At 68.1% G+C, this 22,821-nt stretch carries 20 protein-coding genes and 1 pseudogene; 4 read left to right on the top strand and 17 right to left on the bottom strand.

The window, feature by feature from the left end:
• A complete protein-coding gene (locus BUR28_RS15815; protein WP_074221689.1) occupies positions 1–834 on the top strand; it encodes a polyphosphate kinase 2 family protein in 834 nt (277 codons plus the stop codon).
• Between the two features lie 63 nt (positions 835–897).
• On the opposite strand, the gene BUR28_RS15820 is transcribed toward BUR28_RS15815, so the two are convergent.
• Together BUR28_RS15820 and BUR28_RS15825 are read right to left on the bottom strand one after the other, a co-directional pair.
• On the bottom strand, positions 898–2,379 hold the full coding sequence (locus BUR28_RS15820; RefSeq protein ID WP_074221005.1) for an inorganic phosphate transporter: 1,482 nt from the start codon (positions 2,377–2,379) through the stop codon (positions 898–900).
• Between the two features lie 43 nt (positions 2,380–2,422).
• Positions 2,423–2,890 (bottom strand): NUDIX hydrolase, encoded by a 468-nt coding sequence (locus BUR28_RS15825; RefSeq protein ID WP_074221006.1) that lies wholly within the window; start codon positions 2,888–2,890, stop codon positions 2,423–2,425.
• A 397-nt stretch (positions 2,891–3,287) separates the two neighbouring features.
• On the opposite strand from BUR28_RS15825, the gene BUR28_RS15830 reads away from it, so the two are divergent.
• On the top strand, positions 3,288–4,514 hold the full coding sequence (locus BUR28_RS15830; RefSeq protein WP_074221007.1) for an ATP-grasp domain-containing protein: 1,227 nt from the start codon (positions 3,288–3,290) through the stop codon (positions 4,512–4,514).
• A gap of 40 nt (positions 4,515–4,554) precedes the next feature.
• The gene (locus BUR28_RS15835) at positions 4,555–6,555 is read left to right on the top strand and encodes a hypothetical protein (protein WP_074221008.1); all 2,001 of its coding nucleotides are present in this window, start codon (positions 4,555–4,557) and stop codon (positions 6,553–6,555) included.
• A gap of 147 nt (positions 6,556–6,702) precedes the next feature.
• On the opposite strand, the gene BUR28_RS15840 is transcribed toward BUR28_RS15835, so the two are convergent.
• The 12 genes and pseudogenes from BUR28_RS15840 to BUR28_RS15890 form a co-directional block, all read right to left on the bottom strand.
• Positions 6,703–7,290 (bottom strand): MFS transporter, encoded by a 588-nt coding sequence (locus BUR28_RS15840; protein ID WP_074221009.1) that lies wholly within the window; start codon positions 7,288–7,290, stop codon positions 6,703–6,705.
• Between the two features lie 375 nt (positions 7,291–7,665).
• On the bottom strand, positions 7,666–8,106 hold the full coding sequence (locus tag BUR28_RS15845; RefSeq protein ID WP_074221010.1) for a hypothetical protein: 441 nt from the start codon (positions 8,104–8,106) through the stop codon (positions 7,666–7,668).
• 4 nt (positions 8,107–8,110) lie between these two features.
• Positions 8,111–9,124 (bottom strand): AMP-binding protein, encoded by a 1,014-nt coding sequence (locus tag BUR28_RS15850; protein WP_254813759.1) that lies wholly within the window; start codon positions 9,122–9,124, stop codon positions 8,111–8,113.
• 14 nt (positions 9,125–9,138) lie between these two features.
• Positions 9,139–9,309 (bottom strand): annotated as a pseudogene (locus tag BUR28_RS20830) (AMP-binding protein); the annotation flags it as partial.
• Positions 9,310–9,318: 9 nt separating this feature from the next.
• Positions 9,319–9,498, bottom strand: a complete 180-nt coding sequence (locus tag BUR28_RS19580; RefSeq protein WP_139307590.1) for a hypothetical protein — start codon at positions 9,496–9,498, stop codon at positions 9,319–9,321.
• A gap of 271 nt (positions 9,499–9,769) precedes the next feature.
• Entirely contained in the window at positions 9,770–10,894 is a 1,125-nt protein-coding gene (locus BUR28_RS15860; RefSeq protein WP_074221013.1) for an ABC transporter permease, read from the bottom strand.
• Between the two features lie 4 nt (positions 10,895–10,898).
• Complete coding sequence (rbbA, locus tag BUR28_RS15865; RefSeq protein ID WP_074221690.1) at positions 10,899–13,625, bottom strand: ribosome-associated ATPase/putative transporter RbbA; 2,727 nt, start codon at positions 13,623–13,625, stop codon at positions 10,899–10,901.
• Positions 13,615–14,604 (bottom strand): HlyD family secretion protein, encoded by a 990-nt coding sequence (locus BUR28_RS15870; protein ID WP_074221014.1) that lies wholly within the window; start codon positions 14,602–14,604, stop codon positions 13,615–13,617. The genes rbbA and BUR28_RS15870 overlap by 11 nt, the downstream gene beginning before the upstream one ends.
• 760 nt (positions 14,605–15,364) lie before the next feature.
• The gene (locus tag BUR28_RS15875; protein ID WP_074221015.1) at positions 15,365–15,541 is read right to left on the bottom strand and encodes a PLDc N-terminal domain-containing protein; all 177 of its coding nucleotides are present in this window, start codon (positions 15,539–15,541) and stop codon (positions 15,365–15,367) included.
• Positions 15,542–15,920: 379 nt separating this feature from the next.
• Positions 15,921–16,577: a hypothetical protein gene (locus tag BUR28_RS15880; RefSeq protein ID WP_074221016.1), complete on the bottom strand. Its 657-nt coding sequence runs from the start codon at positions 16,575–16,577 to the stop codon at positions 15,921–15,923.
• A gap of 3 nt (positions 16,578–16,580) precedes the next feature.
• A complete protein-coding gene (locus tag BUR28_RS15885; protein WP_074221017.1) occupies positions 16,581–17,981 on the bottom strand; it encodes a selenium-binding protein SBP56-related protein in 1,401 nt (466 codons plus the stop codon).
• 172 nt (positions 17,982–18,153) lie between these two features.
• Positions 18,154–18,375: a hypothetical protein gene (locus BUR28_RS15890; RefSeq protein ID WP_074221018.1), complete on the bottom strand. Its 222-nt coding sequence runs from the start codon at positions 18,373–18,375 to the stop codon at positions 18,154–18,156.
• A 439-nt stretch (positions 18,376–18,814) separates the two neighbouring features.
• Here BUR28_RS15890 and BUR28_RS15895 point away from each other — a divergent pair, with 439 nt between their 5' ends.
• Entirely contained in the window at positions 18,815–19,054 is a 240-nt protein-coding gene (locus tag BUR28_RS15895; RefSeq protein ID WP_074221019.1) for a hypothetical protein, read from the top strand.
• A 34-nt stretch (positions 19,055–19,088) separates the two neighbouring features.
• Here BUR28_RS15895 and BUR28_RS15900 read toward each other — a convergent pair whose 3' ends face one another.
• The 3 genes from BUR28_RS15900 to BUR28_RS15910 form a co-directional block, all read right to left on the bottom strand.
• A complete protein-coding gene (locus BUR28_RS15900) occupies positions 19,089–19,862 on the bottom strand; it encodes a slipin family protein (protein ID WP_217693529.1) in 774 nt (257 codons plus the stop codon).
• Positions 19,862–21,295, bottom strand: coding sequence for an NfeD family protein (locus tag BUR28_RS15905; RefSeq protein ID WP_175566965.1), 1,434 nt, complete (start codon positions 21,293–21,295; stop codon positions 19,862–19,864). Before BUR28_RS15905 ends, BUR28_RS15900 begins: the two co-directional genes overlap by 1 nt.
• 76 nt (positions 21,296–21,371) lie before the next feature.
• A complete protein-coding gene (locus BUR28_RS15910; RefSeq protein ID WP_074221021.1) occupies positions 21,372–22,775 on the bottom strand; it encodes a helix-turn-helix domain-containing protein in 1,404 nt (467 codons plus the stop codon).
• Between the last annotated feature and the right edge of the window lie 46 nt (positions 22,776–22,821).

Raw genomic sequence — 22,821 nt, forward strand, 5'->3', positions numbered from 1 at the left:
ATGACGGTTGCCCCGAACGACCCCCTGCGCCTGTCGGCGGTCGACATGTCGCCGCGGCTTGGCAAGAAGCGCTATCACGCGGCTCTCAAAGAATTGCAGTTCAGCCTTCGGGCGATCCAGCAGGCCTATCTTTTCTCCGGCGACAGGGCGGTTCTGGTTTTCGAGGGCTGGGATGCGGCGGGCAAGGGCGGCACGATCCGGCGCATCTCGGCCGCGCTCGACCCGCGCAGCTTCAAGGTCTGGCCCATCGGCGCGCCCCGCGACTACTATCTCGACCGGCATTACCTGCTGCGCTTCATGGAGCGGCTCCCGCCGACCGGCGCGATTTCCGCCTTCGACCGGTCGTGGTATGGGCGGGTGCTGGTCGAGCGGGTCGAGGGGCTGACGCCCGACCACCGGTGGAGCGTGGCCTATGACGAGATCCGCGATTTCGAGCGGATGCTTCTGCGCGACGGCACCCGGCTGGTCAAGCTTTTCTTCCACATCACGCCGGACGTGCAGCTGAAGCGGTTCGAGGCGCGGCTGCGCGACCCGCTCAAGCGCTGGAAGCTGACCTACGAGGATTTCCGCAACCGCGAGAAATGGGACCACTACGTCGAGGCGATCGACGACATGCTGGCCCGCACCTCGACCCCGGATGCGCCCTGGCACGTGGTGCCCGCCAACGACAAGCGCTATGCCCGGATTCACGCGCTGCGCCTCGTCGTCGACGCGCTGAGCTACGGGATGACGCTCGAACCGGTCGTCCCCGACGGCAAGGTGCTGGACGCCGCCCACCGTGTTCTGGATGTCGATGACGACCTGATCGCGGATCTTCGCGGCCGAACCGACTAGGTCCGGAGGGCTGCAATCCCCTCGCGCCGCCCGCCCTCTGCCGGCCGCATCGGCGGGCGCGTCTCAGACCGGAATGAGGCTGAGCGCATGGAACAGCCCCGCCGACAGGAGCGCGGCGGCAGGCACCGTGACGACCCAGGCGGCCACGATGGTCATGAAATGCGACCGCCGGACCAGCTTGCGCCGGCGCCGCTCCTCGGCGGCCAGCCGCCTGGCGGGGGGGCGGCTGCGGTTGATCTGGCGGGCGCGGCGTTCCGCATGCCATTCGCGGAAGAAGCCCACGCCGAAGACCGCGCCCACGGCAATGTGGGTGGAACTCACCGGCAGTCCCAGCCAGGATGCGACGATCACCGTGATCGCCGCGGCCAGCGCCACGCAATAGGCCCGCATCGGGTTCAGCTTGGTGATCTGGCTGCCGACGATTCGGATCAGCCTGGGGCCGAACAGCATCAGGCCAAAGGAAATCCCGAAGGCCCCGATGATCATCACCCAGACCGGGATCGCGACCTCGCCCGCGAAGGCGCCGAATTGCTGCGCGTGCACGATCGCGGCCAGCGGCCCGACGGCATTCGCCACGTCGTTGGCGCCATGCGCGAAGGACAGGAGCGCGGCCGAGATCACCAATGGCACCGCGAACAACGTCTTGAGCGACTTGTTGCGGTTTTCCAGGCCGCGGGATTGCCGCCGTATCATCGGGGTCGCGGCGAGATAGCACGCGACGCCGACGCCGAGCCCGATGGTCAGCGCCGTGGGCAGGTCGATTTCGGCCACGCGCTTCAGCCCCTTCAGCGCGAGATAGGCCGCAAACGTGGCCGCCATCAGCCCGATCAGGACGGGCACCCAGGTCCGCGCCGCGGCGATCTTGTCATCGCGGTAGATGATGCGCCACTTGACGAAGGCCAGGACCGCCGCCGCGATCAGCCCGCCCAGCAGCGGCGAGATCACCCAGCTTGCCGCGATCGCTCCCATCGTGGGCCAGCTGACGGCCGTCAGGCCCGCCGCCGCGACACCCGCGCCCAGAACGCCGCCGACCACCGCATGCGTGGTCGAGACCGGCGCGCTGAACCAGGTGGCGATGTTCACCCAGATGGCCGCCGACAAAAGCGCAGACATCATCGCCCAGGTGAAGATCCGCGCGTCCGCCACGCTCGCCGGGTCGATGATGCCCTTGGAGATCGTCGAGACGACGTCGCCTCCGGCGATGAGCGCGCCCGCGCTTTCGCAGATCGCCGCGATCACGATGGCCCCGGTCATCGACAGCGCCTGCGCGCCCACCGCCGGACCCATGTTGTTGGCCACGTCGTTGGCGCCGATATTGAGCGCCATGTAGGCGCCGAAGGCGGCGGCCGCGACGATGAACAGCATCCCCGGCGTGACCCCCGTCACCAGCCCGGCGACGAGCGCCGCGATCACGATGAAGGCCAGCGAGATGCCCACGCCCACCAGCGGGCGGGAGACGTGCATCGTGGCGTATTCGACACGCGACAGCCGGTTCAGGTCCCGGTCGAGCGTGCTCCACTGGTCGTCCTTGGAGGTATGGGTCACGCGTTTTCCCGGTGGTTGTGCGGTCGGCAGGGGCGGTCGGCGCTCACGTCATGATCCCCAGCGGAAGCGTTCGGAACAGCTCGGCGAGTTCAGGCTCGTCCACCGCCGCGGCGGCCTCGTCCGGCGCCATCCACGCGCGGCGCCGCTCTGCCGCCTCGGGAAAGCGGTCGGCAAGGGCTTTCACCTCGATTGCGTAGACATCCACGTCGGTCGCGACCGGCACGCCGCCCTTCAGCCGCTTGTCGTAGCGGTAGCGCCCGATCCGAAGCGGCGGGCGGGCCGTCGTCGTGACCCCGGCCTCTTCCCAGGCTTCCTCGCGGGCGGTTTCGCCGGCCCCCAGTCCGGTTTTCGGCCATCCCTTGGGCAGGACCCAGCGGCCGGTCTCGCGCGACGTGATCATCACGATCTCGGGAACGCCGCCGGACAGCCGATAGCACAGCGCGGCCACCTGGAACCGGGCAGGGCGGCGCAGCAGCGGCGCAAGGGTCGTCTTCCAGAGCGATCTCAGCATGGATGCCTCACCGGGCGGGCGGAGCCTGTTGCGTAGCATCCCTCGCGGCAAGATGCGAGGGCATGGCGCCTCGGGCATCGCCGGTGCCATGCCCCCGTGTCTCGGGCGCGATGTCCCGGGGAGGCACGCCCTGGCTGCGCAGGGCAGGCCGACGTCGCGCCACGCCGGGCCGGCCTCGGCCAAGGCCGGATCGGTGCCCCGTTCCACGACCCAAAGGACGCGTGCAGGACACCCGGTTTTCCTCCGGGCGCCATTGCGCTACCATGCCGGTATGACCTGAACCGCACAGTCGCAGCGACAGGGTCGGCCTTTTCACCGACACGGTTGCCCCTGGCTATCCGACAGCGCCCCGCGCTGCACGGAGCGCCGCCGCGTGCGTAGGACGAAGGAGCGACGGATGACGAGTTACGATCCCGAAAAGGGCTACATCGCGATCCTGGGGTGGAGCCTCAACGCCATCGACGCGGTCGACCGGTTCGATCGGCGCTACATCGTGGTGGCGCCGCCCTGGGCGGAAGACTACTGCAAGCAGAACGACATCCCCTATATGGCCTGGGACTTCGACCGTCTGAACGAACGGTCCTACGAGCTGGCCACAAAGCTCAAGGACGAGGGCGTCGATGTCGCGATCCCGCTGTTCGAGGAAACCGTGGAATGGGCCGGGGCAGTCAACGCGGTGCTCTTGGAGAATCCGCGCCTTCTGGGGCAGTCGATGCTGTTCCGTGACAAGTCGCTGATGAAGCGGCGTGCCCAGCTTGGTGGCATTCGCGTGGGCGTCTTCGAGGAGGCGCATGACCGGGGCGACGTGATCCGGTTCCTTGTGCGCGTGAACCAGACGCTGCTCAAGCTGGACGGCGACCCGAACGACCCGATCCATTTCAAGGCGTTCGACAAGTCGGGTACCGCGGGCCACCGCGTGATCCGCACGCCCGAGGACGTGGACAACATCCCCGACGAGGAATTTCCCGCGCTTCTGGAAAGCCATCTCGACGGCTGGGAATTCGCGGTCGAGGCGTGGATCAAGGACCGCAAGATCCAGTTCCTGAACATCTCGGAATATGTGACGCTGGGCTATTCGGTCTTCGTGCCCGCCACGCCCGAGCTCGAGAAACATCGCGCACGGATCACCGAGGAGATCGAGAAGCTGATCGAGGCGTTCGACATCGATTTCGGCTTCATACACCCGGAATACTTCCTGACCAACGACAACAAGCTTTACTTCGGCGAGGTCGCCTATCGCCCGCCGGGGTTCAACGCGTTGGAGCTGATCGAGCGGGCCTACGGGTTCAACGGCTACCAGGGCATGGTGCTGATGTTCGACCCGAAGGCCACCAAGGAGGAGATCGACGCCTTCTTTCCCAAGCCCGTCGAGGACGCGAAGGGGCATGCGGGCTGTTTCGGCGTCTATCCCCGGCGCCGGGTTGTCAGCCATCTGGAAATCCCGGAGGAAACGCAGAACCATCCCTATTTCGAGTTCCACGAACTCGCCGAGCCGATGGAACAGAAGGTCACCAAGCGCACGGCCTTCGGCACGCATTGGGGGCTTGCGTATTTCTTCGGCGACGATCCGCACAAATTGCGCGACCTGTTAAAGGCTCAGGAAGAATTGGACTTCTATGTCTGAAGACGGGTATGCGGGTCCTTGAGACGAGGTAAGACAGCCGATGGCGGAAACCGAGCCCGAGGCCGACCGGCTGGGCGGCACGCTGGATGTGGCGCTCGACCGGCTTGAGCAGTCGCGCCCCTTCAACAAGCATCGCTTCCAGCGGCCGGTTCTCGACGTGATCGCACGTCTGATCCCTGTGCCGGGCGGGCTGGAGGCGGTGTTGCGTCGGGCCCCGCGGCTGGAGGCGGCGGGCCTGTTCCACGGGTCGGACTGGGACGCGCCGGCCAGCCTGCAGCCGCAACTGGTGGGCCAGACGCTGGCCGCCGACGACAAGATCATGGTCGCGCTCGAGGTGGCGAGCCTGATGCGGTTTCTCGCGATTGCGCAGGGGCGGGCGGCGCATCACAGCCTGCATGCCGAGTTCGCGCGGCATTTCCTGACCCAGGTTCTCGCGCTGAACCTGCGCCATTTCTTCGCCGGCACGTCCGAAGCCGACCGGCAGCTTGCCAATCCCGGCCTGCGCCAGGCGGTGTTCCGCTTCATCGCCGAGCATACGGGGCTGAAGGATGTGCTCGGCGTTCTGGTCGACGAGATCTGGCGCATCCTCGATCAGCGCCCGGTGCAGACCGGCCCGGTGAAGGAGATGATCACCCAGATCGCCATCGCGATGACGCGGCAGGGCGTCGAGGCCGGACAGGAGCGGCTGGGCGCCGAACGGCTGGTCAGCGCGCTGTTCGGCCCGACCTCGGAATGCCTCGACGATCCCGGCGTGGCGGTCTATGTCGGGCGGCTCGCCCATCTCGACGAAACCGCGCTGCACCGCGAGGCGCTTGGCTTCGCCCGCGCGATGCACGACACCGGGCTGGTATCCGACTACCACGCCGCGTTTCTGCGCTGGGTGGCGCTTCACACCGAGGTCGAGATTCTGCCCGAGGCGTTGGGCCTGGGTCCAACGGGCAAGGAGTGCTGGCGGCGCTGGCACACCCTTGTCGGCGACCTGATCGATGCCGCGATTTCCGAGTGTACGCCGCAGGCCGTCTACGGGCTGGCGATGCTGCTGGAACGCGGGCTTCTCCACCTGCCGCCTATCGGGCCCGCCCTGCGCCGGCAGATGGCGATGAAACTGGCGCCGGAAACCGCGCAGCGTCTGTTGCTGGCCTATGGGGACATGGTCGCGCCCGAGACCCGGCTGCTGGCCGGCGTGCTCGAGGTTCTGGGTCAGCCGCTGGGCGTCGGCCAGGGGGCAAACCCCACCTGCCAGTCGGCCCGTGCCATCGCGATGTGGGCGCTGAACGATCCCGACTATCTGTTGAACCTGATCGCCCAGGCGGGCGAGTTCGACACGCTGCTGATGCATTTCGAGGGGCAGCCGATCAACTCGGCCGATCTGCCCGCAGGGCTCGCGCTTGCCGCGCCGATCGATGCCGACCCGGTTTCGGTGGTGCTGGTGCCCCATCTCGACCGCATCTATGCGCAGATGGGCAAGCTCTGCGCGCCGCGCGGGGGCGATCCGCACCGCTGGGTCAACCCCGAGTTCCACGGCTGGTGGGTGCCACGCGACTGCCTTGTCGCGGTGGATGTCGCCACCGGAAAGCTCGACGGTTTCGACACGTTCCTGACGCGGTTCTTCCAGAGCTACGATCCGCGCTTCAACGGCGGGCGGCCGGTGATCCATCCCCAGCCCGCCGGGATCGCCGTGACCGACAGCGCGGCGCGTTTCGTGGGGTGGCACGCGATCGCGATCCTGCGCGTCACCGAGGATCAGCACGGCGAGATGCGGGTCTATTTCTACAATCCCAACAATGACAGCGGTCAGGACTGGGGCGGCGGCGTGGTCGTTTCCACCGCAGGCCGCGGCGAGCGCCACGGCGAGGCGTCGCTGCCCATCGAGCAGTTCGCCTCGCGCCTTTACCTGTTCCATGACGACCCGATCCGCCCGCCGGGGATCGGCATGCCGGTCCCCGATGGCACGGTCGCGCGCGTCCGGCAGATGGCCACGGCAAGCTGGGCCGCCGCGCGGTTGCCCTTGGACACGCTGGGGGCGGTCGGCAGCGAGTAGCGGTCGGCCCGGTGCGCCGCCCGTTGCGGCCGCGGCGGGTCGAGTGCCGTCAGCCGGGAGTCCGTTTTTCCGCGACCGGCAGGATCAGCAACGGCCCGAGCACGAAAAACACGATCACCACCGACATGCCGGCGCGCTGGCTGCCCGTCAGCGCGGTGAGCCCGGCCACCAGCGCGGGACCGGTGAACACGGCGATCTTGCCGACGTGGCGAAGAAGCCGAACATCTGCGTTTCCACGGCCGGGGGCGCCACCGGGGCGAGCAGAGATCGGCTGGCCGGTTGGACCGGGCCGAGGTAGAAGCCAACGGCAACGGCGAAGGCCCAGAACGAAGCAGCGCCCCCGACAAGCAGGATCGGCACGCCGAACAGCAACGCCTGGTGCACCGCCATGCCGAAGGTCCCCGCCGCGTAGACTCCGCCAAAGGCGAAGAGCGTGCCCGTGCCGTCGGTATAGACCAGCTGGGCGACCGGAAACCGGACGAAATTCGCGTGGTGCCGGAGATCGGTAAGCATGGCGCGCAAACGGCCCAGGCCCTCGCGCGCGGCGCGCCGCAGCCCAAGCCCGCTGCGCGGCCGGTCGGGCGTCAGCACCAAGAGCCGGAGCGAGAAGACGACCAGCCGGGCCGCCACGATAGGTCCCACCAGCGGCATCGCCGTCGCTTCGCCGCCGGGCCGGCCGTCCAGCACAGCGAAGAAGACGAGGCCGAGGCAGGCGATCCCGCCGAAATACCCCATGGCCCATCCCCGTCCCGACAGCCGGCCCAGCCGCTCGGGCGGGACGATCCGCGGCAGCTATCGCGTTGAGACCTTGGAGAGTTCCGGAGGTCCGCCCCATAGCTGCCGAGCGCGACCTGCGTCAGCGCGAGCGGCACCGCCGCCGCGCCCGGCCGAACGAACCACAGTGTCGCGGTGGCCACGGCCACCAGCGCGGTCGCGGCGACCAGCCAGGGTTTCGCCGGGCCGCCGCGGTTCGCGATGGCCCCTGCGAGCGGGGCGGTCAGCGCTGCCGAGACGCCCGCAAGCGCCTGGGCCGCGCCCATTGGGCCATGCCCTTGGCCGCGTTCTCAGCGAGCGCGTGGGTGAAGTAGGCGCTGAAGACGAATGCGATGATCACCGCCGAAAAGCCGTCAGACGCACCGAGGCATAGCGCCCAAGGCGTCCCAGACGGCGCGCGCCGCCCCATGATCCAGCAGCGCAGGGTCCTCCGCGGGCATGGCCGCAAGGGGCATCGGGCTCGGCGCCTCCACGCGGCCCTCCCGCCCCGCGCCCGAACCCTTGTTCCAGCTCGTCGCGCCGGATCTTGCCCAGCAGCCTGCGCGCCAGCGCGTCGCCCGCCATCGTCACCTCGGCCAGGCGCTTGTAGCGGGGCAGCGCGCGGCCCTGTTGCCTGACGGCCTCTTCGCCCTCTTCCGCGACAGTGCTGCCGCCCTGGGCGCGCAGGCCCGCCGGGTCTGCAACGGCCACCGCACAGAGCCGACGGTCGCGTTTGTAGATGCCGATCTCGCGGATCACCTGATGGCGTTCGTAGAATGCCTCGAGGTCTTCCAGCAAGATGTTATCGCCGGCCTCCGTCACAACGAAGAGCGACGACCGGCCAAGGACGTGCAGGTAGCCGCCCTGGTCGAGATAGCCGCGATACCCGGCGCGAACCCGCCATCCGCGGTAAACGCTTAGGCGGTCTTGTCGGGCAGGCCGAGATAGCTGCTGAAGACATTGGGGCCGCGTGCCTCGATTTCGCCGATCCTGCAGCCCGGATCGGTCCCTCAACATGCTTTGCGGCAACGCGCAGCGCCACGCCCGCGACCGGTTGGCCCGCGCTGGCGAAGGTCCTGTCGCCGGGGGGCAGGGTGCTCAGCATCGGTGCCGTCTCGGTCAGGCCGCAGCCGGTCGCGACCGTCCAGCCGAACGCGTCGAGCCGCGAGGCGTGCTCCTGGTCAAGCGGGGCTCCGCCCGAGGCCCGAAGCCGCAGCCGCGGCGCCACCTTCCGATGGACCGGCCGCATCAGAACCCGTCCGACGGGCAACGACAGGCGGCGATGCGCAAACAGGCTGACCCCGGTGAGCGCGCCATGGAGGCGCCGGGCGAGTACGCCGCGCTCGCCGATGCGGCGGTCGATGCCGTCGACCAGCGCCCGGTAGAGCCGGGGAACCCCGAGCAGCGTGGTTACCTGCCCCGCGTGCATGGCCGACCGCATGTCCGGCCCGGTCAGCGACCGCGGAAAGACGATGCCGACGCCATAGCTGAGCGCGGTCAGCAGACCGACCACGAACGGATAGAAATGGTACAAAGGCAACGGCAGCAGCAGGCGTTCGCCCCGCTCCACCAGCCCCATTTCAATCAGGCGGTCGAGCTCGGACAAGAGGTTCGCATGGCCTAGGAGAACGCCCTTGTGTGGCCCCGTCGTGCCCGAGGTATAGAACAGAACCGCCGTGGCCGTGGGCGCGATGCCGGGCAGGTTGCTTTCGGATGCCTCGCCGGGAGATGGCGCCTCGGGGCGCATGTCGCGAATCCTGGCGTTGTCGCCCGGCACCGCAGCCACGCGGTCCCGCGCCTCGTCGGTGAAGACCAAGGAGGGGCGGCGTCTTGCAGGGTATGGGCAAGCGCGTCGCGGCCGAGACTTGCATCCACCGGCACTGTCACCGCGCCTGCATTCACGACCGCGAGGGCGGTGACAAACCAGCCGACCGAGTTCTGCCCGACGAGGGCGACGCGGTCGCCATGGCCGATGCCATCCGTAGACAAGACCGCAGTCATCGCATCGATCTATGCGGCCAGGTCGAGGTAGCTGAGCGCCGTGACGCCGTCATCCTCCTGCGTCAGCATGGCCGGGGAGTCCCCGAACGCCCGGAGGCTCTCCAGAATGCTGCCCAGCGTCTTGCCTGTTCCATCGGCACGGTCGCCGTCGCCGTGCGGATCTGCAGGCGGGTCCGATGCCATGGCCATCTTGCGCCTCGGTCCGAGCGCCTGTTCTGCCGCGTTCCGGGCCGTTCACCGGGCAGGCGTTGCGAGTGTAAAGGATATGCCGGCCCCGCGGCCCGGCCAAGTTCGTCGTTCGGCACGCCGCGTGTGGCAGGCGGGGTCCTCAGCCGCGCCGATGCCGGGGTGCATATCCGGCGCGGACGTATCCGACAGGCCGCCGAGTCGATCTCCGCGTCCGATATTAAAGGCCGTCCGGGTCATCCGCGCGTGCTTGCGGGCACGTTAGCTCGGGGTGTCAGCGCGCCGCCGCCATCGTCTTTCGAAAACGTTTGAGCGCGAGGCCCAAGAACACGCTGCCGATGCAGATCACCGCCAGAAGTTCTTTCCAGACAAGGTGCAGCCCCGCCCCACGGTAGAGGACCGCCTGCGCGAAAGTGGTGAAATGCGTAGCGGGCGAGAGTTGCATCAGGCTGCGTAACGGCTCGGGCATGGCCTCCAGCGGGGTCACCCCGCCCGACAGCAGGTAGAGGACCACGAAGACCGGGATCGCGAGCAGCCCGAATTGCGGCATCGTGGTGGCGAAGGTTGCCAGCATGATGCCGAGCGCGGTCACCGAGAACAGGTAGATGCCCGCGCCGATGGCGAAGATGCCGATCGAGCCGGGCACCGGAATGCCCATGAGCGCCTCGACCACCACAAGCAGCGAGAGGACCGCGGCGCCGACAATGACGAGGCCATTGGCCCAGATCTTGGCCAGCATGATTTCGAGTGCAGTGACCGGCATCACCATCAGGTGCTCGATCGTGCCATGTTCGCGTTCGCGGATCACGGCCGCCCCCGAGAGGACGACCGACAGGATGGTGACGTTGCCGATCACCTGCATGACCGCGAAGAACCACTGCGATTGCAGGTTGGGGTTGAACCTTGCGCGGGGTACGAGGCTGGCGGGCAGGACGGACTGTCCACCAGCGCCGGACAGGAAGTCGGCGATCTCGTCGTCGACGATGCGCTGGATGTAGGCGGTGCCGTTGCCGGCCAGCGTCATCGCCGTGGCGTCTATGCTCAGTTGCAGCGTGGGCTGGCGCCCGGCCAGAATATCGGCCTCGAACCCTGCGGGCACATGAAGCACAAAGCTGTATCGGCCGCGGTCCAGTGCCGGTGCCATCTCCTCCATCCCGATCAGGTCGGCTTGCCGGAAATAGGGGGGCAGAAAGGCTGCGCGGAGCCGGGTCGACAGGGTCGTGCGGTCCTCGTCCACCACGGCGATCGCGGCGTTGCGCACCTCGGTCTGCACGCCATGCGCCACCGCGAACACGGCGCCGGTGAAGGTGTAGAGGACCAGCCCCATTAGCACCGGGTCGCGGAACAGGCTCCACAATTCCTTCAGACCGAGGCGGACTATGTTGCGCAGGCTGCGCATCGTCTCACGCCTCCTGTTTGCGCAGCAGAAGCGCGGCGAGCGTCCAGAACAGCACGCAGAACCCCGCGAGGATCAGGTGGTTGAGCCAGAGATCGGCAAAGCCCAGCCCCTTGTTGAACACGCCCGTGCTGATTCGCTGGAAATAGAGCGGCGGGAACGACTGGCCGATGGCCCGGGTCAGCCCGTCCAGCGTGCTGACGGGGTAGAGCATTCCCGAGAAGTTGACCGTCGGGATCATGACGATGATCGCGCTGCCGAAGATCGCGGCGATCTGCGAGCGCACGAAGGTCGATATCACCAGCCCGAAGGCCGTGGCCGCCGCGGTGTAAAGCGCGGCCCCCGCCACAAGCGCGCCCGGGCTGCCCTCGATCCGCAACCCGAACACCGCCAGCAGCATGCCCAGCAGGATCGTGAAGCTGACCATGGCGACGGCGACATAGGGTGCCTGCTTGCCGACCAGGAATTCCAGCTTGCGCACCGGCGCCGCGTAGAGATTGGTGATCGAGCCCATCTCCTTTTCCCGGACGATCCCGAGCGCGGTCATCATGGTCGGAACCATGATAAGCATCATCATCAGCACACCGGGCGGGATCGCGTAGGCGGATTCGAAGCTCTGGTTGTAGCGGAAGCGGGGCTCGATCCCGGCGGCGGACAGCTCTGGCACGCGGCCCGTTTCGGTTCGGGCGAGTTCGGTCAGGAACCCAGCGAAGGCCGCCTCGGCATAGCGCCGCGCGGATTCGGCCCGGACGGTGTTGGACCCGTCCAGCCAGAGCGCGACCTCCGGGCGGTCGCCGGCCAGCAGGTCGCGCCCGAAACCGGGCGGAATGACCAGCGCCATCGTGATGTCGCCCCGGCGCAGCAGTGCCTCCATCTCCGCCGTCGAGGTCAGTTCGGCCCGCTCGGCGAAATAGCGTGAACTGGCGTATTGGCGCCCCAGCGCGCGACTTTCGGCGCTGCGGTCTTGGTCGACGGTCGCGTAGGCGATGTTCTCCACGTCGAAGGAAATGCCGAAGCCGACCGCGATCATCAGGATGACCGGACCGATCAGGGCGAAGGCCAGCCGGATCGGATCGCGGCGCAGTTCCATGCCCTCGCGCCGGGCGAAGGCCCAGGCGCGCGCCGCGGAGAACGCGCCGCGCCGGCCGCCGGCGCGGTTCTGCGCGGTCTGGGGCGCGGGCCCCTCCTTTGGCGTATCCGCGCCCGCGGCCTCTTCGAGATAGCCGATGAAGGCCGCCTCAAGGCTTTGTGCCTCGCGTTCGGTGCGCAGCGCATCGGGTGCGCCCACGGCCAGCACGCGCCCCGCATGCATCAGCGAGATGCGGTCGCAGCGCTCGGCCTCGTTCATGAAATGGGTCGAGATGAAGATCGTCACCCCGTCCTCGCGGGACAGCGCGATGAGCATTTCCCAGAACCGGTCCCGCGCCACCGGGTCGACGCCACTTGTCGGCTCGTCGAGGATCAGCATTTCGGGCTCGTGCAGCACGGCGACGGCCAGTTGCAGCCGCTGGCGGACGCCGAGCGGCAGGTTGGCGGGGCGGCTGTCGGCGACCTCGCCAAGCTCGAACCGCTTCAGCAACTCGGCCACCCTCTCGCGCTGCCGGGCCGAGCTCAGCTGGAAAAGCTGGGCATGCAGCACGAGGTTCTGCCGCACCGTCAGCTCGGCATAGAGTGAAAATGATTGCGACATGTAGCCGACGCGCCGCCGCGTCGCGAGGTCCGCGCTCTCCACCGGCTTGCCGAACAGCCGCGCCTGCCCCGATGTCGGGTCCAGCAGACCGGTCAGCATCTTCATCGTGGTGGTCTTGCCGCAGCCGTTCGAGCCGAGAAAGCCAAAGATTTCGCCCTTCTCGATCCGGAAGCTGACATCGTCGACCGCGGTGAAATCGCCGAACCGCTTGGTCAGCCCCTCGGCCGCGATCGCGACCGGGCCGCCGATGTCGGGACGCGGCGGCAGACGCACCGTCCCGTGGCCTTTGCGCTTTTCCGGCGGCAGAAAGGCGATGAAAGCCTCCTCCAGCGTCGTTACGCCGGCCTCGGCACGCAACGCGTCCGGCGTGCCGGTCGCCAGCACGCGGCCGGCATCCATCGCCACAAGGTGGTCGAAGCGTTCGGCCTCGGACATGTAGGCGGTCGAGGTCGCCACCGTCATGCCGGGGCGCCGCGCGCGCAACCGGTCGATCAGTTCCCAGAATTGCTGCCGCGACAGCGGATCGACGCCGGTGGTCGGTTCGTCGAGGATGAGGAGGTCGGGATCGTGTACCAGCGCGCAGCATAGCGAGAGTTTCTGCTTCATACCGCCCGACAGCTTGTTCGCCGGCCGGTCGGCGAAGGGCGCAAGGCCGGTGCCGTCCAGAAGCTCGACGATGCGTGACGCGCGTTCCGAGGCACCCTGGCCGAACAGGCGGCCGAAGAAGTCGACGTTCTCGCGCACCGACAGCGTCGGGTAGAGGTTCGTGCCCAACCCCTGCGGCATGTAGGCGATACGGGGGTAAGTGGCGGTGCGGTGTCGGGCGTCGGCCATATCGCCGCCCAGCACCGCGACTTGGCCCCGCTGGATCCGCCGCACTCCGGCCATCAGCGCCAGCAACGTCGACTTGCCCACGCCGTCCGGCCCGATCAGCCCCACCATCCGGCCTTCGGGGAAGCTGACGCTGACCTCATCCAGCGCCGTGACCCCGCCATAGCGGTGAACGAGCCCGGTCAACTCCGCGGCGACGGTCTCACCGGGCATCGGGCAGGCGCACGGCCAGCGCGGCGGGCCAGTCGGCCGAGGGATCGACGCGGACATGGGCGAGGCCGGGCACCCCGGTCTTCACTACCTCTTCGTATTCGGCAAGAACCTCGGGCGGGATGCGCAGCTTGACCCGGAACATCAGGTTCTCGCGTTCCTCTTCGGTCTCTACGTATTTGGGCGTGAACTGCGCCTCGCCGGCGACGAAGCTGACGCTGGCCGGGATGACGTACTCTGGGGCCGCATCGAGCACCAGCCGCGCTTCCGCCCCGTAGGCCAGCCGTCCCGCCGCCGCGGTCGGCAGGTAGACGGTCATCACCACGTCGGTCAGGTCGAGCAGGGTCAGAACGCGCGCGCCCGCCGACAGCACCTCGCCCGGTTCGGCGAGCCGGTACTGCACGCGCCCGGCGCGGGGCGCGCGGAGGGCATAGTCTTCCAGATCGGCACGCAACCGGTCCACGGTGGCCTGTGCGGCCTCCACACGCGCCTCTGCCGCGGCGATGCCGGCCTTGGCGGAATCCACCGCCGCCTCGGCGGCTGCCATTTGCGAGCGGCGCAGGTCGATGGTTTCTTCGGGGGCGAAGCCGCGCTCCCCGAGTTCCTGCGCGCGAAAAAGCTCTTTCTCGGCGAAGGTCAAAGCGCTTTCCTTCTCCGCCAGGATCGCGCGGCGTTCGGCAAGCGCCTGGCGCGCCGAGACGACGCCGGCCTCGGCCTCGCGCAACTGGGCCTGGAGTTGCGCATCGTCGAGCCGGGCGAGGATCTGGCCCGCCTCGACCCTGTCGCCTTCGCTGACGAGTATCTCGCTCAACCGCCCACCGAACTTCGTCGCCACGTCGACGCGCTCGGCCTCGATCCTGCCATTCGCGGTCGCGAAGCCGGGGGGCACCCCATCTTTCTGAAGAAAAAGGACATATCCGGCCCCGGTCGCCAGAAGAACGACAAGAGCGACCGCGATCAGCAGTTTGACTGGCCTCGGCATGGGAATCTGCCTGCTTTGCAATGCGGGTCACAGCTGCAGTCGCAGGGGACCCGGGGATACGACACATCCGTCAAGGTGCAATCGTGGCAATCGCCATGCAAGGCGGAAATCCTTGCGGCCAGTGCATACCGCCCAATCACCCAGGACCGCGCGTGCGGACGGGGCCAAAGGTTGCCGGATCAGGGGGCGGGTCCGAGCATCTGCAATGCCATCGTGGCGGCGAATGCCAACGTGACGGCCGTCGCGCCGGACCCGCTGTCGAAATTCTCGAGTGCGTCCCGGAACACTTCTGAAAACACCAATGCAGATCATGGCCCCGGCCCGACGGGGAGGACCGGGAGGAGCGTTTTGACAAAGAGAGAGGCGTGCCTGGCCATCAAGGGTTGCGGCAGGCCGGTGTAGATCGACTACAGCCCCGCCTTGCGGCTGGCCATGCCGCGCGGCACGAGCAGCAGAGTGATCGCCGGCCCCTCGGGCATATGGTGCAAGGCGATCGCGGCCTTGATGCAGGCCCCGAGCCCTTGGAGACCGCAAAGGAGACGCCCACGCCCTCGGCGAAGGAATGCCCGTCATAATGCTCTGGATCGGGAGCGCCTTGGACGCGCTCGCGACCTGCGGGTCGGCCAGGTCCACCGCGCCGGCACCGGTCATGTCGCCGTGATGAATCCCGCGCGACAACGCTCCCGACAGAGGTCTTCATCATCTCTCGGTCGCAAGCGCGCGCCGACCGAAGGGGCGGCCGGCATACCTTTCGGCGCGGCTACGAGGAGCGCGGCCCGGCCAGCAGCCAGATCAGGAAGCCGAGGATCGGCAGAAGCAGCACCAGCAGAATCCACAAGACCTTGGCGCCGGTTCCTGCGCCGGAATTCACGATCGAAACGATGGCCCAGATATCCAGCACCAGGACGATGAGGCCGCCGAAGCCGGTATATTCCATGATGAGACTCCTCTGGTGGCATACGTGTGGTTTCGTCGCGGCGCCTGTCCGGCCCTGTGCCCGGCGCGGCCTGCAAGTCTGGCTGGACGAGCGCCTGTCCGTTGGCCCGGTTCGCCGCTCGCGCGTTCCGTTCTGGTCGTTGCCGAAGCCCGCGGGTTTGCCCACATTACTCTGCCGGATTCCGGTTCGCTGCATTGACCCAGGATAAGGCGATGCGCAGCGCGGCCGGCGGTGTGCTCGCGCTGCGGGACGCCGGGGATCGACCATCCAGCGTTCAGGATTGGGCGATCCCGGACGACGGAGGGATGGACCGGCGCGGAAGCGAGCCGGATGCCAAAGCTCGCGCGGATCCTTGGGCTATCCTCGCCGACAGGCGGGATCACGCCGCGGTCGCGACGGCGACAAGGCCGACGCCGACGAGGCTGAGCCCCCAGAGCAGATCGAGGTTGAACCAGCCGCGCGACAGGAACTTCAGGCCCAGCCAGCGGTAGACGGCCCAGGCGAGCAGGCCCCCCGACCCCGCCATCGCACCGGTGTGGACCGTGGCCACCAGCACCGCCGTGGCGGCATTGGACGACATCAGCCGGTCGGCCGCCACGTGGCCCGCATCCCCCGATTCGGCTGCGCAAAGGCCCAGGTAGATCGGGACCAGCATCAGCGCCGCGCCATGGGCCAGTGCCACCAGGAACGACCACATCGCGAGGCGAGAAGGTGGCACGCGGGCCAGGAACCGGGGATGCCGCCGGGTGAGCGCGATCCACAGCCCCATGCCGATCACCAGAACTGCCGCTCCGATCTGCACTTCGCGCAGCCACCCCGCCAGCGAAACGAGCAGCGCGAAGGGCAAGAGCAGCGCCGCCATCGCAACAAGGTGCCCCGCAGCGAGCGCCGCCACCGCGCGGGGCAGGGCGCCCTTGCGGCGTTCCATCAGCGCCGACGACACCGCGAGAGGCCAGCCCATGCCGGGGTTCAGCCCGTGATAGAGCCCGCTGGCGAGAACGGCGAGCCATAGGCCCGCCGTCGTCCCGATCTCCATGCCTCAGGCGGAGGGGTAGCAGAAGCTGTCGGTCGAGCAGTCGCCGCCTTCCAGCCGGATCTGGTGGGCGCGATACCCCTTCGGAAATTCCACGAAGAAATCCTTCTTGAGCGCCAACCCCCCATCCGGACCCGCCTCGGCCATGACCATCGCGCCGCCGCGTTCGCCGGGATAGAACTGGTCGTCCCAGGTGGAATAGAGCGAGTTGGTCCAGTAGACGCGCTTGCCGTCGCGGCTGATCTCGACCATCTGCGGGCCGTAGCCGAAGGCCTTACCCGACGGATGCGGGGTGTTCTTGACGATGCCGCCCAGTTCCACCTTGCCCACCAGCTTCGGCGCCATCGGGTCGGACACGTCATACTGGTGCAATTCGCCCGTGCCCCAGCAGGAGACGTAGAGGAACCGGTCGTCCAGGCTGAGGTCGATATCGGTGACCAGCGGCGGGACCGCCTCGAACCCCTTCAAGAGGTCCGGCAGGTCGTCGGCGGCGGCCGGCTGCGGCGGGATCGCGACGGTCTTCTGGGCCTCGAACGTGCCGTCGTCCTTGCGCCACCAGGTCCAGATCGAGCCTTCGAGGTTCGTGGTGTCCACGACGACGCCACAGAACCCGTAATCCTTGGCCGGGTCATGCGCGGGCCGGACCTCCAGCGCCATCTGGTGGTTCTCGCCGAGGTCGATGGTCTGCACGTTCTTGCGCCGGCTGAGGTTCCAGAAATGCAGCCGGTGGCCGTACTTGTTCGACAAGAGGTCCTCGGCCACGAGGCCGTTCTCGAATTGCGGTGGCAGGCCCCATTCGGAACTGACCATGTAATCGCGCGGCAGGTTCCACCAGAAATCGTAGTGCTTGTCCTGCGAGCCCCGGTCGATCTCGTAGCGGCCGATCACGTCGAAGGTCTGGCAGTCGAGGATGAAGATGCCCGGCGGGCCGTCGGTGCCGTCGGGCCCGCCGCCTCCAAGGGTCGAGACGTAGATGCCCTCGGGGCCGCAATGGATGGTGTGGGGGCGCGAGTAGCCCGTCTTCGAGAAGATCTCCTCCGGCTCGATGATCTTGTGGATCTGGGCCTTGCGCGGCTCCTTGACGTCCACGACGTAAATCCGGCTCGACCTTATGCCGGGAATGATCAGGTAGCGGCGTTCGAGGAAAGCGTGCCCCGATAGCGGCGACAGGGCCGAGGAACAGGCGTTCCAGCCGAAATGGTGAAACTCGTCGCCGGTGTTTGGCATGATGACCTGGTGGACGATCTGGCCGTATTCCTTCGAGCCCGGGTCGGCATCCACGACCGCCAGCCCATCGGGCTGAGAGCCGTCGGGGCTCAGCATCAGAACGAAGGCGAGAGTCTCTGGCGGCGCCTCCATGGCAAGCCTGGGTGAGGCGTGAAAGGTTGGGTCCGGTCTGACGGTCATGATGTCCTCCCTGAATGCACAACGCGGCCGACGGCGTGAGTCCGCTTTTGCTGCCACCGCGACGCCCGCGGTTCCCCGGGGGGCCGTCCTCCTCCCGAGAGCCGGTCCCCGCGCGGGCGCGACCGGATGCTAACATGCCTTGCGTTGTCTTCCGAACGCGAAGTTCGGCCTCTCAGCCCAGGTCGCGCGCGCGGTCGGCGGGCTCGGCGTGGGCCGGCATCGGCAGTTGCAGGATCAGGAGGCCCGCAAGCGAGCCGAAGGTCGGCGAGATCGTCTTCGGAACGAGTAAGCCTGCCTGGACGCTTCTCTCGAGAATCAGCCGGAAGACCCGAAAAAAGGTCGTCAGCGTCGTCAGCAGCATCGGGGGAAAACGTTCCAGCGTGGCGCCGACCATGGCCGCGTCCGGGCCATGCGCTCGGCCGTCTTGGCCCGGATGCGGTCCTTGATGAGCCGCCCGCCATTGATCAGGATGCCCGATCATCCCGAAAAGGCTGCGCAGCGTCAGGTTCAGACCCGGCGCGCAATGGCCCACCACAACACCGACAAAGCCGAATGGGACGCTGCCCAGGATCAGCAGCGACCGCCACTAGGACGAGAAGGCAAGCGCCACGATCGCGTAGGCGGCCAGCATCGCCAGCGCGTTTCCGGACGTGCCGTTCCGTGTTCCCATTGAGTAAAAGGTGCCGCGCGGCTCTGGCCGTTGCGGCAAGCCCGTTGACTTCCGCGCCCGGCGCCGTGGGACTGCGCCCTTGCCTTCGCGGCGGGGATGCGATCAGGCTGGCATCGGGCCGCGGCCCGCGCCGCCGCAGGCGAGATCAGACCCGGAGGCCGACATGCCAGACCCAGCCGATGCCGTCACCGAGGGGCGGCTGCTCGCGCTTCGCCAGCTTCTCGTCCAGATCGCGGCGGGGCATAGCCTGCGCGAGATTCTCGCCTTCACCGAGGATGTGGCCCTGGACGGACAGGAGGATCCCGGTGCCGTGCCATCGGAGGCCTTCGCGGTCGCACAGGCGCTGGCCGACGAAAAGCGGGCGATCGCGCGCGCCCTGCGCCAGCTTGTCGAAGCCGGCTGAGCGGACGCGGTTGACGGTGGCTGTGGCCATGCGGTCAGGTCTTGCCCGCGGTCTTGCCGACACCCGCCGGAAGCAGGTCTATCGGCAGAGGGAAGACGATGGTGTTGGTCTTGTCCGTCGATATGTCGGCCAAGGCGTTGAAGTAGCGCAACTGCATCGCGTTGGGCTGCGCGGCCAGCATCTCGCCAGCCTCGACCAGCTTCGCCGCGGCCTGCTGCTCGCCCTCGGCGTTGATCACCCGGGCGCGGCGCAGCCTTTCCGCCTCGGCCTGCTTGGCGATGGCGCGCACCATGCTCTCGTCTATATCCACGTGCTTGATCTCGACATTGGCGACCTTGATGCCCCAGGCGTCGGTCTGCCGGTCGAGGATTTCCTGGATGTCGGCGTTCAGCTTGTCGCGCTCGGCCAGCATCTCGTCGAGCTCGTGCTTGCCCAGCACCGAGCGCAGCGTGGTCTGCGCCAGCTGGCTGACCGCCGCCTCGAAATCGGCGACGTTGATGATCGCCCGCTGCGGGTCGACGATGCGGTAATAGATCACCGCGTTGACCTTGACCGAGACGTTGTCGCGGCTGATCACGTCCTGGCTGGGCACGTCCTCGACGAACATCCGCAGATCGGTCCGCACCAGTTGCTGGATGATCGGGATCAGCAGCACGAAGCCCGGGCCGGAGACCTTGGTGAAGCGGCCCAGCGTGAACACCACGCCGCGTTCGTATTCGCGCAGGATGTAGATGGCATAGGCCAGTATTAGCACGACCAGCGCCAGACCCAGCAGCACGAGCAGCCAGTCGAAAAGCATCATGGGCATCACGTCGCTCCTTTCCGGTTGTGGCCGGCGGGATCGTCCGGCGCGTCGTCCACGCGCAGCGTCAGCCCCTCGATCGCGCGCACCGTCACCGACTGGCCCGGACTGACCGTCTCGGGCCCCGTGGCCTGCCAGCGCTCGCCCTCGACCCAGACATGACCCTCGTCGCCGGACCAGTCGATCACCTGCGCGGTCTCGCCGATCATCCCTGCCCGGCCGCTGACCAGCCGGCCGCGATAGGACCGGATCGCGACCCCCATCAGCAGGATCAGCACCGCGCCGCTGAGCGCGGCGAGCGCGGCGATCATCGTCCAGGAGACCTGGAAGGCCGGCACGTCGGTGTCGATCAGCATCGAGGCGCCGAGCACGAAGGCGACGAGACCGCCGAGCCCCAGCACCCCGAAGGTTGGCGTGAACGCCTCGGTCGCCATGAACGCGACCCCCAGCGCGATGAGCGCGAGCCCCGCAAAGTCGAGCGGCAACTGGTTCAGCGCATAGAAGCCGAGCGTCAGGCAGATCGCGCCGACCACGCCGGGGCCGATGCCGCCGGGATTGAGGAACTCGAAGATCAGGCCGTAGAGACCGATCATCATCAGCACCAGCGCGACATTGGGGTTGGACAACACGCTGAGGATGCGGGTGATGGTGGTCATCTCGACCGTCTCGACGGTCGCGCCGGCAAGGGCGAGCCTGCGCTCGGCGCCCGCGACCTCGACGCTGCGGCCCTCGGCGGCGGACAGCAGCCCGGCCGTGTCCCGCGCGATGAGGTCGATCACGTTCTGCGCCAGCGCCTCGTCGGCGGGCAGGCTGGCCGCCTCGCGCACCGCGCGTTCGCCCCAGTCGGCGTTCCGGCCATGCATCTGCGCAAGCCCGCGGATCAGCGCGACCGCGTCATTCGTCGCCTTGGCCGCCAGCGCGTTGTCGGGCGGCCCGCTGCCCTCGGCCGGGCCGTCCGCGGGCGCCGTCTCGCCGTCGCCCTCGCCGGTCCCGGCATCCTCGGGCGGGCCGCCCGGCTCGGGCAGCCCCTCGGGCATGCCGCCGATCTGCACCGGCGTCGCGGCGCCCAGGTTCGTGCCGGGCGCCATCGCCGCGACATGGGTGGCGTAAAGGATGAAGGTGCCTGCGCTTGCGGCATGCGCGCCCGAGGGCGCGACATGCCCGATCACCGGCACGTCCGAGGCCAGGATATCGGTGATGATGGTCCGCATCGCGTCGGCCAGCCCGCCCGGCGTGTTAAGCCGCAGCACCAGGGCCGCGGCCTGGCGTTCCTCGGCCAGGCCGATGGCGCGCTCGACATGCTGGACGGTTGCGGGGCCGATCGGCCCCTCGATGGCGGCGGTCAGAACCAGCGGCTGCGCGCGCTCCTCGGGGGCCTGTGCCGACACCAGCGAGACGCACAGCGCGAGGCCGACAAGCCCCAGCAGAAGACGGTTCAATCGCAAGAGAAATGGCACGCCACCCTCCCCACCTCGATATAGGGCCGAAACGGCCGTGCGCAATCGTGGCGCGCGCTCAGGTCTCGTAGCGGGTGGCGCCGCGGCGGCGTTCGTCCACCGGGCTGCCGAGGATGATCGCGTGATGGGCGCGCTGGTCGCAATTCGACCGCGGGCAGATCCGGCAATTGATGCCGATGGGGGTCACGCTCGCCCCGGTCAGTTCCTCGGAATAGCCGATCTCGGGCGCATGCTCGATCGCGCAGCCCATCGCCACGGCCAGTTTCAGGTCCTGCGCGTGGCGGGTGAAGGTCGGCCGGTCGACGGTGCGCGAGACCACGAAGAACTGGCTCGAATCCGGCATCTCGACGAATTGCGAGACGATCCGTCCGGGCGTGCGGAACGAGGTGTGGATGTCGAGCCGCGGGCAGGCGCCGCCATGTTCGGCCAGGTGGAAATCGGTGGCGTTGAACCGCTTGGTGACGTTGCCCGCCTTGTCGATGCGCAGGAAGAAGAACGGCACCCCCTGGGCGCCCGACCGCTGCAGGGTGGTGGCGCGGTGGCAGGCCTGTTCGAAGCTGACCCCGAAGCGGGTGGCGAGGTGGTCGAAATCGTACTTGCAGGCGCGCGCCTCGTCGAGGAAGCGCTGGTAGGGCATCATCACCGCGGCGGCGAAGTAGTTGGCAAGCTCGACCCGGCAGCGCGACAGGCCCTGTTCGTCGGAGATGCCGGACTGGTCGAGCAGCTCGTCCAGGGTCTCGCGCTGCTCGATCAGGCAGGCGACATGGACCATCTGGAACACGCGGTTGGGGTAGTCCAGCGCCTCGGACAGATGCACCTCGCGCGCGGGCTCGTCATATTGGCGGAGCGTGCAGGGCAGATCGGCCACCGGCACCACCCGGACGGTCAGGCCCAGCCGCTCGCGCAGCCGCGCCTTGAGCGCGGGATAGGCGTCGTCGGGGGGCACCGGCAGGCCGTGCCAGAACGCGTCGGCCGCGGCCTCGAGCTGGGCGAAGTGGTTGCGGTGGCGGCGGAAATAGTTGTGCACCGCCGCCTCGGGCGAGGCGGTCAGAAGCGCCCGCCCGCCCTCGTCCGAGGCGCCCGCCGCGGCCAGCAGCTGGTCGGTCGCGGCCAGATAGGCGCGGTGGAGATGCAGGAAACAGGCGGCAAGCTCGGGGCTGTGCACCTGGGCGGCGCGCAACTGCTGCAGGTCGGGCCGGCGGCCTTCGAACAGCGGATCGTGGCAGGCGGCGCGCAGGTCGGACAGGACCGTCGTGTCCTCGTCCTCGGCGATCTCGCGCCAGTCGACGCCGTAGACGTCGAACAGCTTGAGCATCAGCGAGGCCGACAGGCTGCGCTCGTTCTTCTCCAGCAGGTTGACGTAGGAGGTGCTGATATCCAGCGCCCTGGCCATCTGCGCCTGGGTCTCGCCGCGTTCCAGCCTGAGGCGCCTCAGGCGCGGTCCGATGAAGGTTTTCTGCATACCGTCGCATGGTGTTTACGTCTGTGTTTTTGACAATTACACAAAT

This window comes from Rhodovulum sp. ES.010 (assembly GCF_900142935.1).
In the GTDB taxonomy this organism is placed as follows: Bacteria; Pseudomonadota; Alphaproteobacteria; order Rhodobacterales; family Rhodobacteraceae; genus Rhodovulum.

Coding starts and splice junctions, on each gene's coding strand:
- BUR28_RS15815 (WP_074221689.1), top strand. CDS start 1: ATGACGGTTGCCCCGAACGACCCCCTGCGCCTGTCGGCGGTCGACATG.
- BUR28_RS15825 (WP_074221006.1), bottom strand. CDS start 2,890: ATGCTGAGATCGCTCTGGAAGACGACCCTTGCGCCGCTGCTGCGCCGC.
- BUR28_RS15830 (WP_074221007.1), top strand. CDS start 3,288: ATGACGAGTTACGATCCCGAAAAGGGCTACATCGCGATCCTGGGGTGG.
- BUR28_RS15835 (WP_074221008.1), top strand. CDS start 4,555: ATGGCGGAAACCGAGCCCGAGGCCGACCGGCTGGGCGGCACGCTGGAT.
- BUR28_RS15840 (WP_074221009.1), bottom strand. CDS start 7,290: ATGGGGTATTTCGGCGGGATCGCCTGCCTCGGCCTCGTCTTCTTCGCT.
- BUR28_RS19580 (WP_139307590.1), bottom strand. CDS start 9,498: ATGGCCATGGCATCGGACCCGCCTGCAGATCCGCACGGCGACGGCGAC.
- BUR28_RS15860 (WP_074221013.1), bottom strand. CDS start 10,894: ATGCGCAGCCTGCGCAACATAGTCCGCCTCGGTCTGAAGGAATTGTGG.
- rbbA (WP_074221690.1), bottom strand. CDS start 13,625: ATGCCCGGTGAGACCGTCGCCGCGGAGTTGACCGGGCTCGTTCACCGC.
- BUR28_RS15870 (WP_074221014.1), bottom strand. CDS start 14,604: ATGCCGAGGCCAGTCAAACTGCTGATCGCGGTCGCTCTTGTCGTTCTT.
- BUR28_RS15875 (WP_074221015.1), bottom strand. CDS start 15,541: ATGGAATATACCGGCTTCGGCGGCCTCATCGTCCTGGTGCTGGATATC.
- BUR28_RS15880 (WP_074221016.1), bottom strand. CDS start 16,577: ATGGAGATCGGGACGACGGCGGGCCTATGGCTCGCCGTTCTCGCCAGC.
- BUR28_RS15885 (WP_074221017.1), bottom strand. CDS start 17,981: ATGACCGTCAGACCGGACCCAACCTTTCACGCCTCACCCAGGCTTGCC.
- BUR28_RS15890 (WP_074221018.1), bottom strand. CDS start 18,375: ATGGTCGGCGCCACGCTGGAACGTTTTCCCCCGATGCTGCTGACGACG.
- BUR28_RS15895 (WP_074221019.1), top strand. CDS start 18,815: ATGCCAGACCCAGCCGATGCCGTCACCGAGGGGCGGCTGCTCGCGCTT.
- BUR28_RS15900 (WP_217693529.1), bottom strand. CDS start 19,862: ATGCCCATGATGCTTTTCGACTGGCTGCTCGTGCTGCTGGGTCTGGCG.
- BUR28_RS15910 (WP_074221021.1), bottom strand. CDS start 22,775: ATGCAGAAAACCTTCATCGGACCGCGCCTGAGGCGCCTCAGGCTGGAA.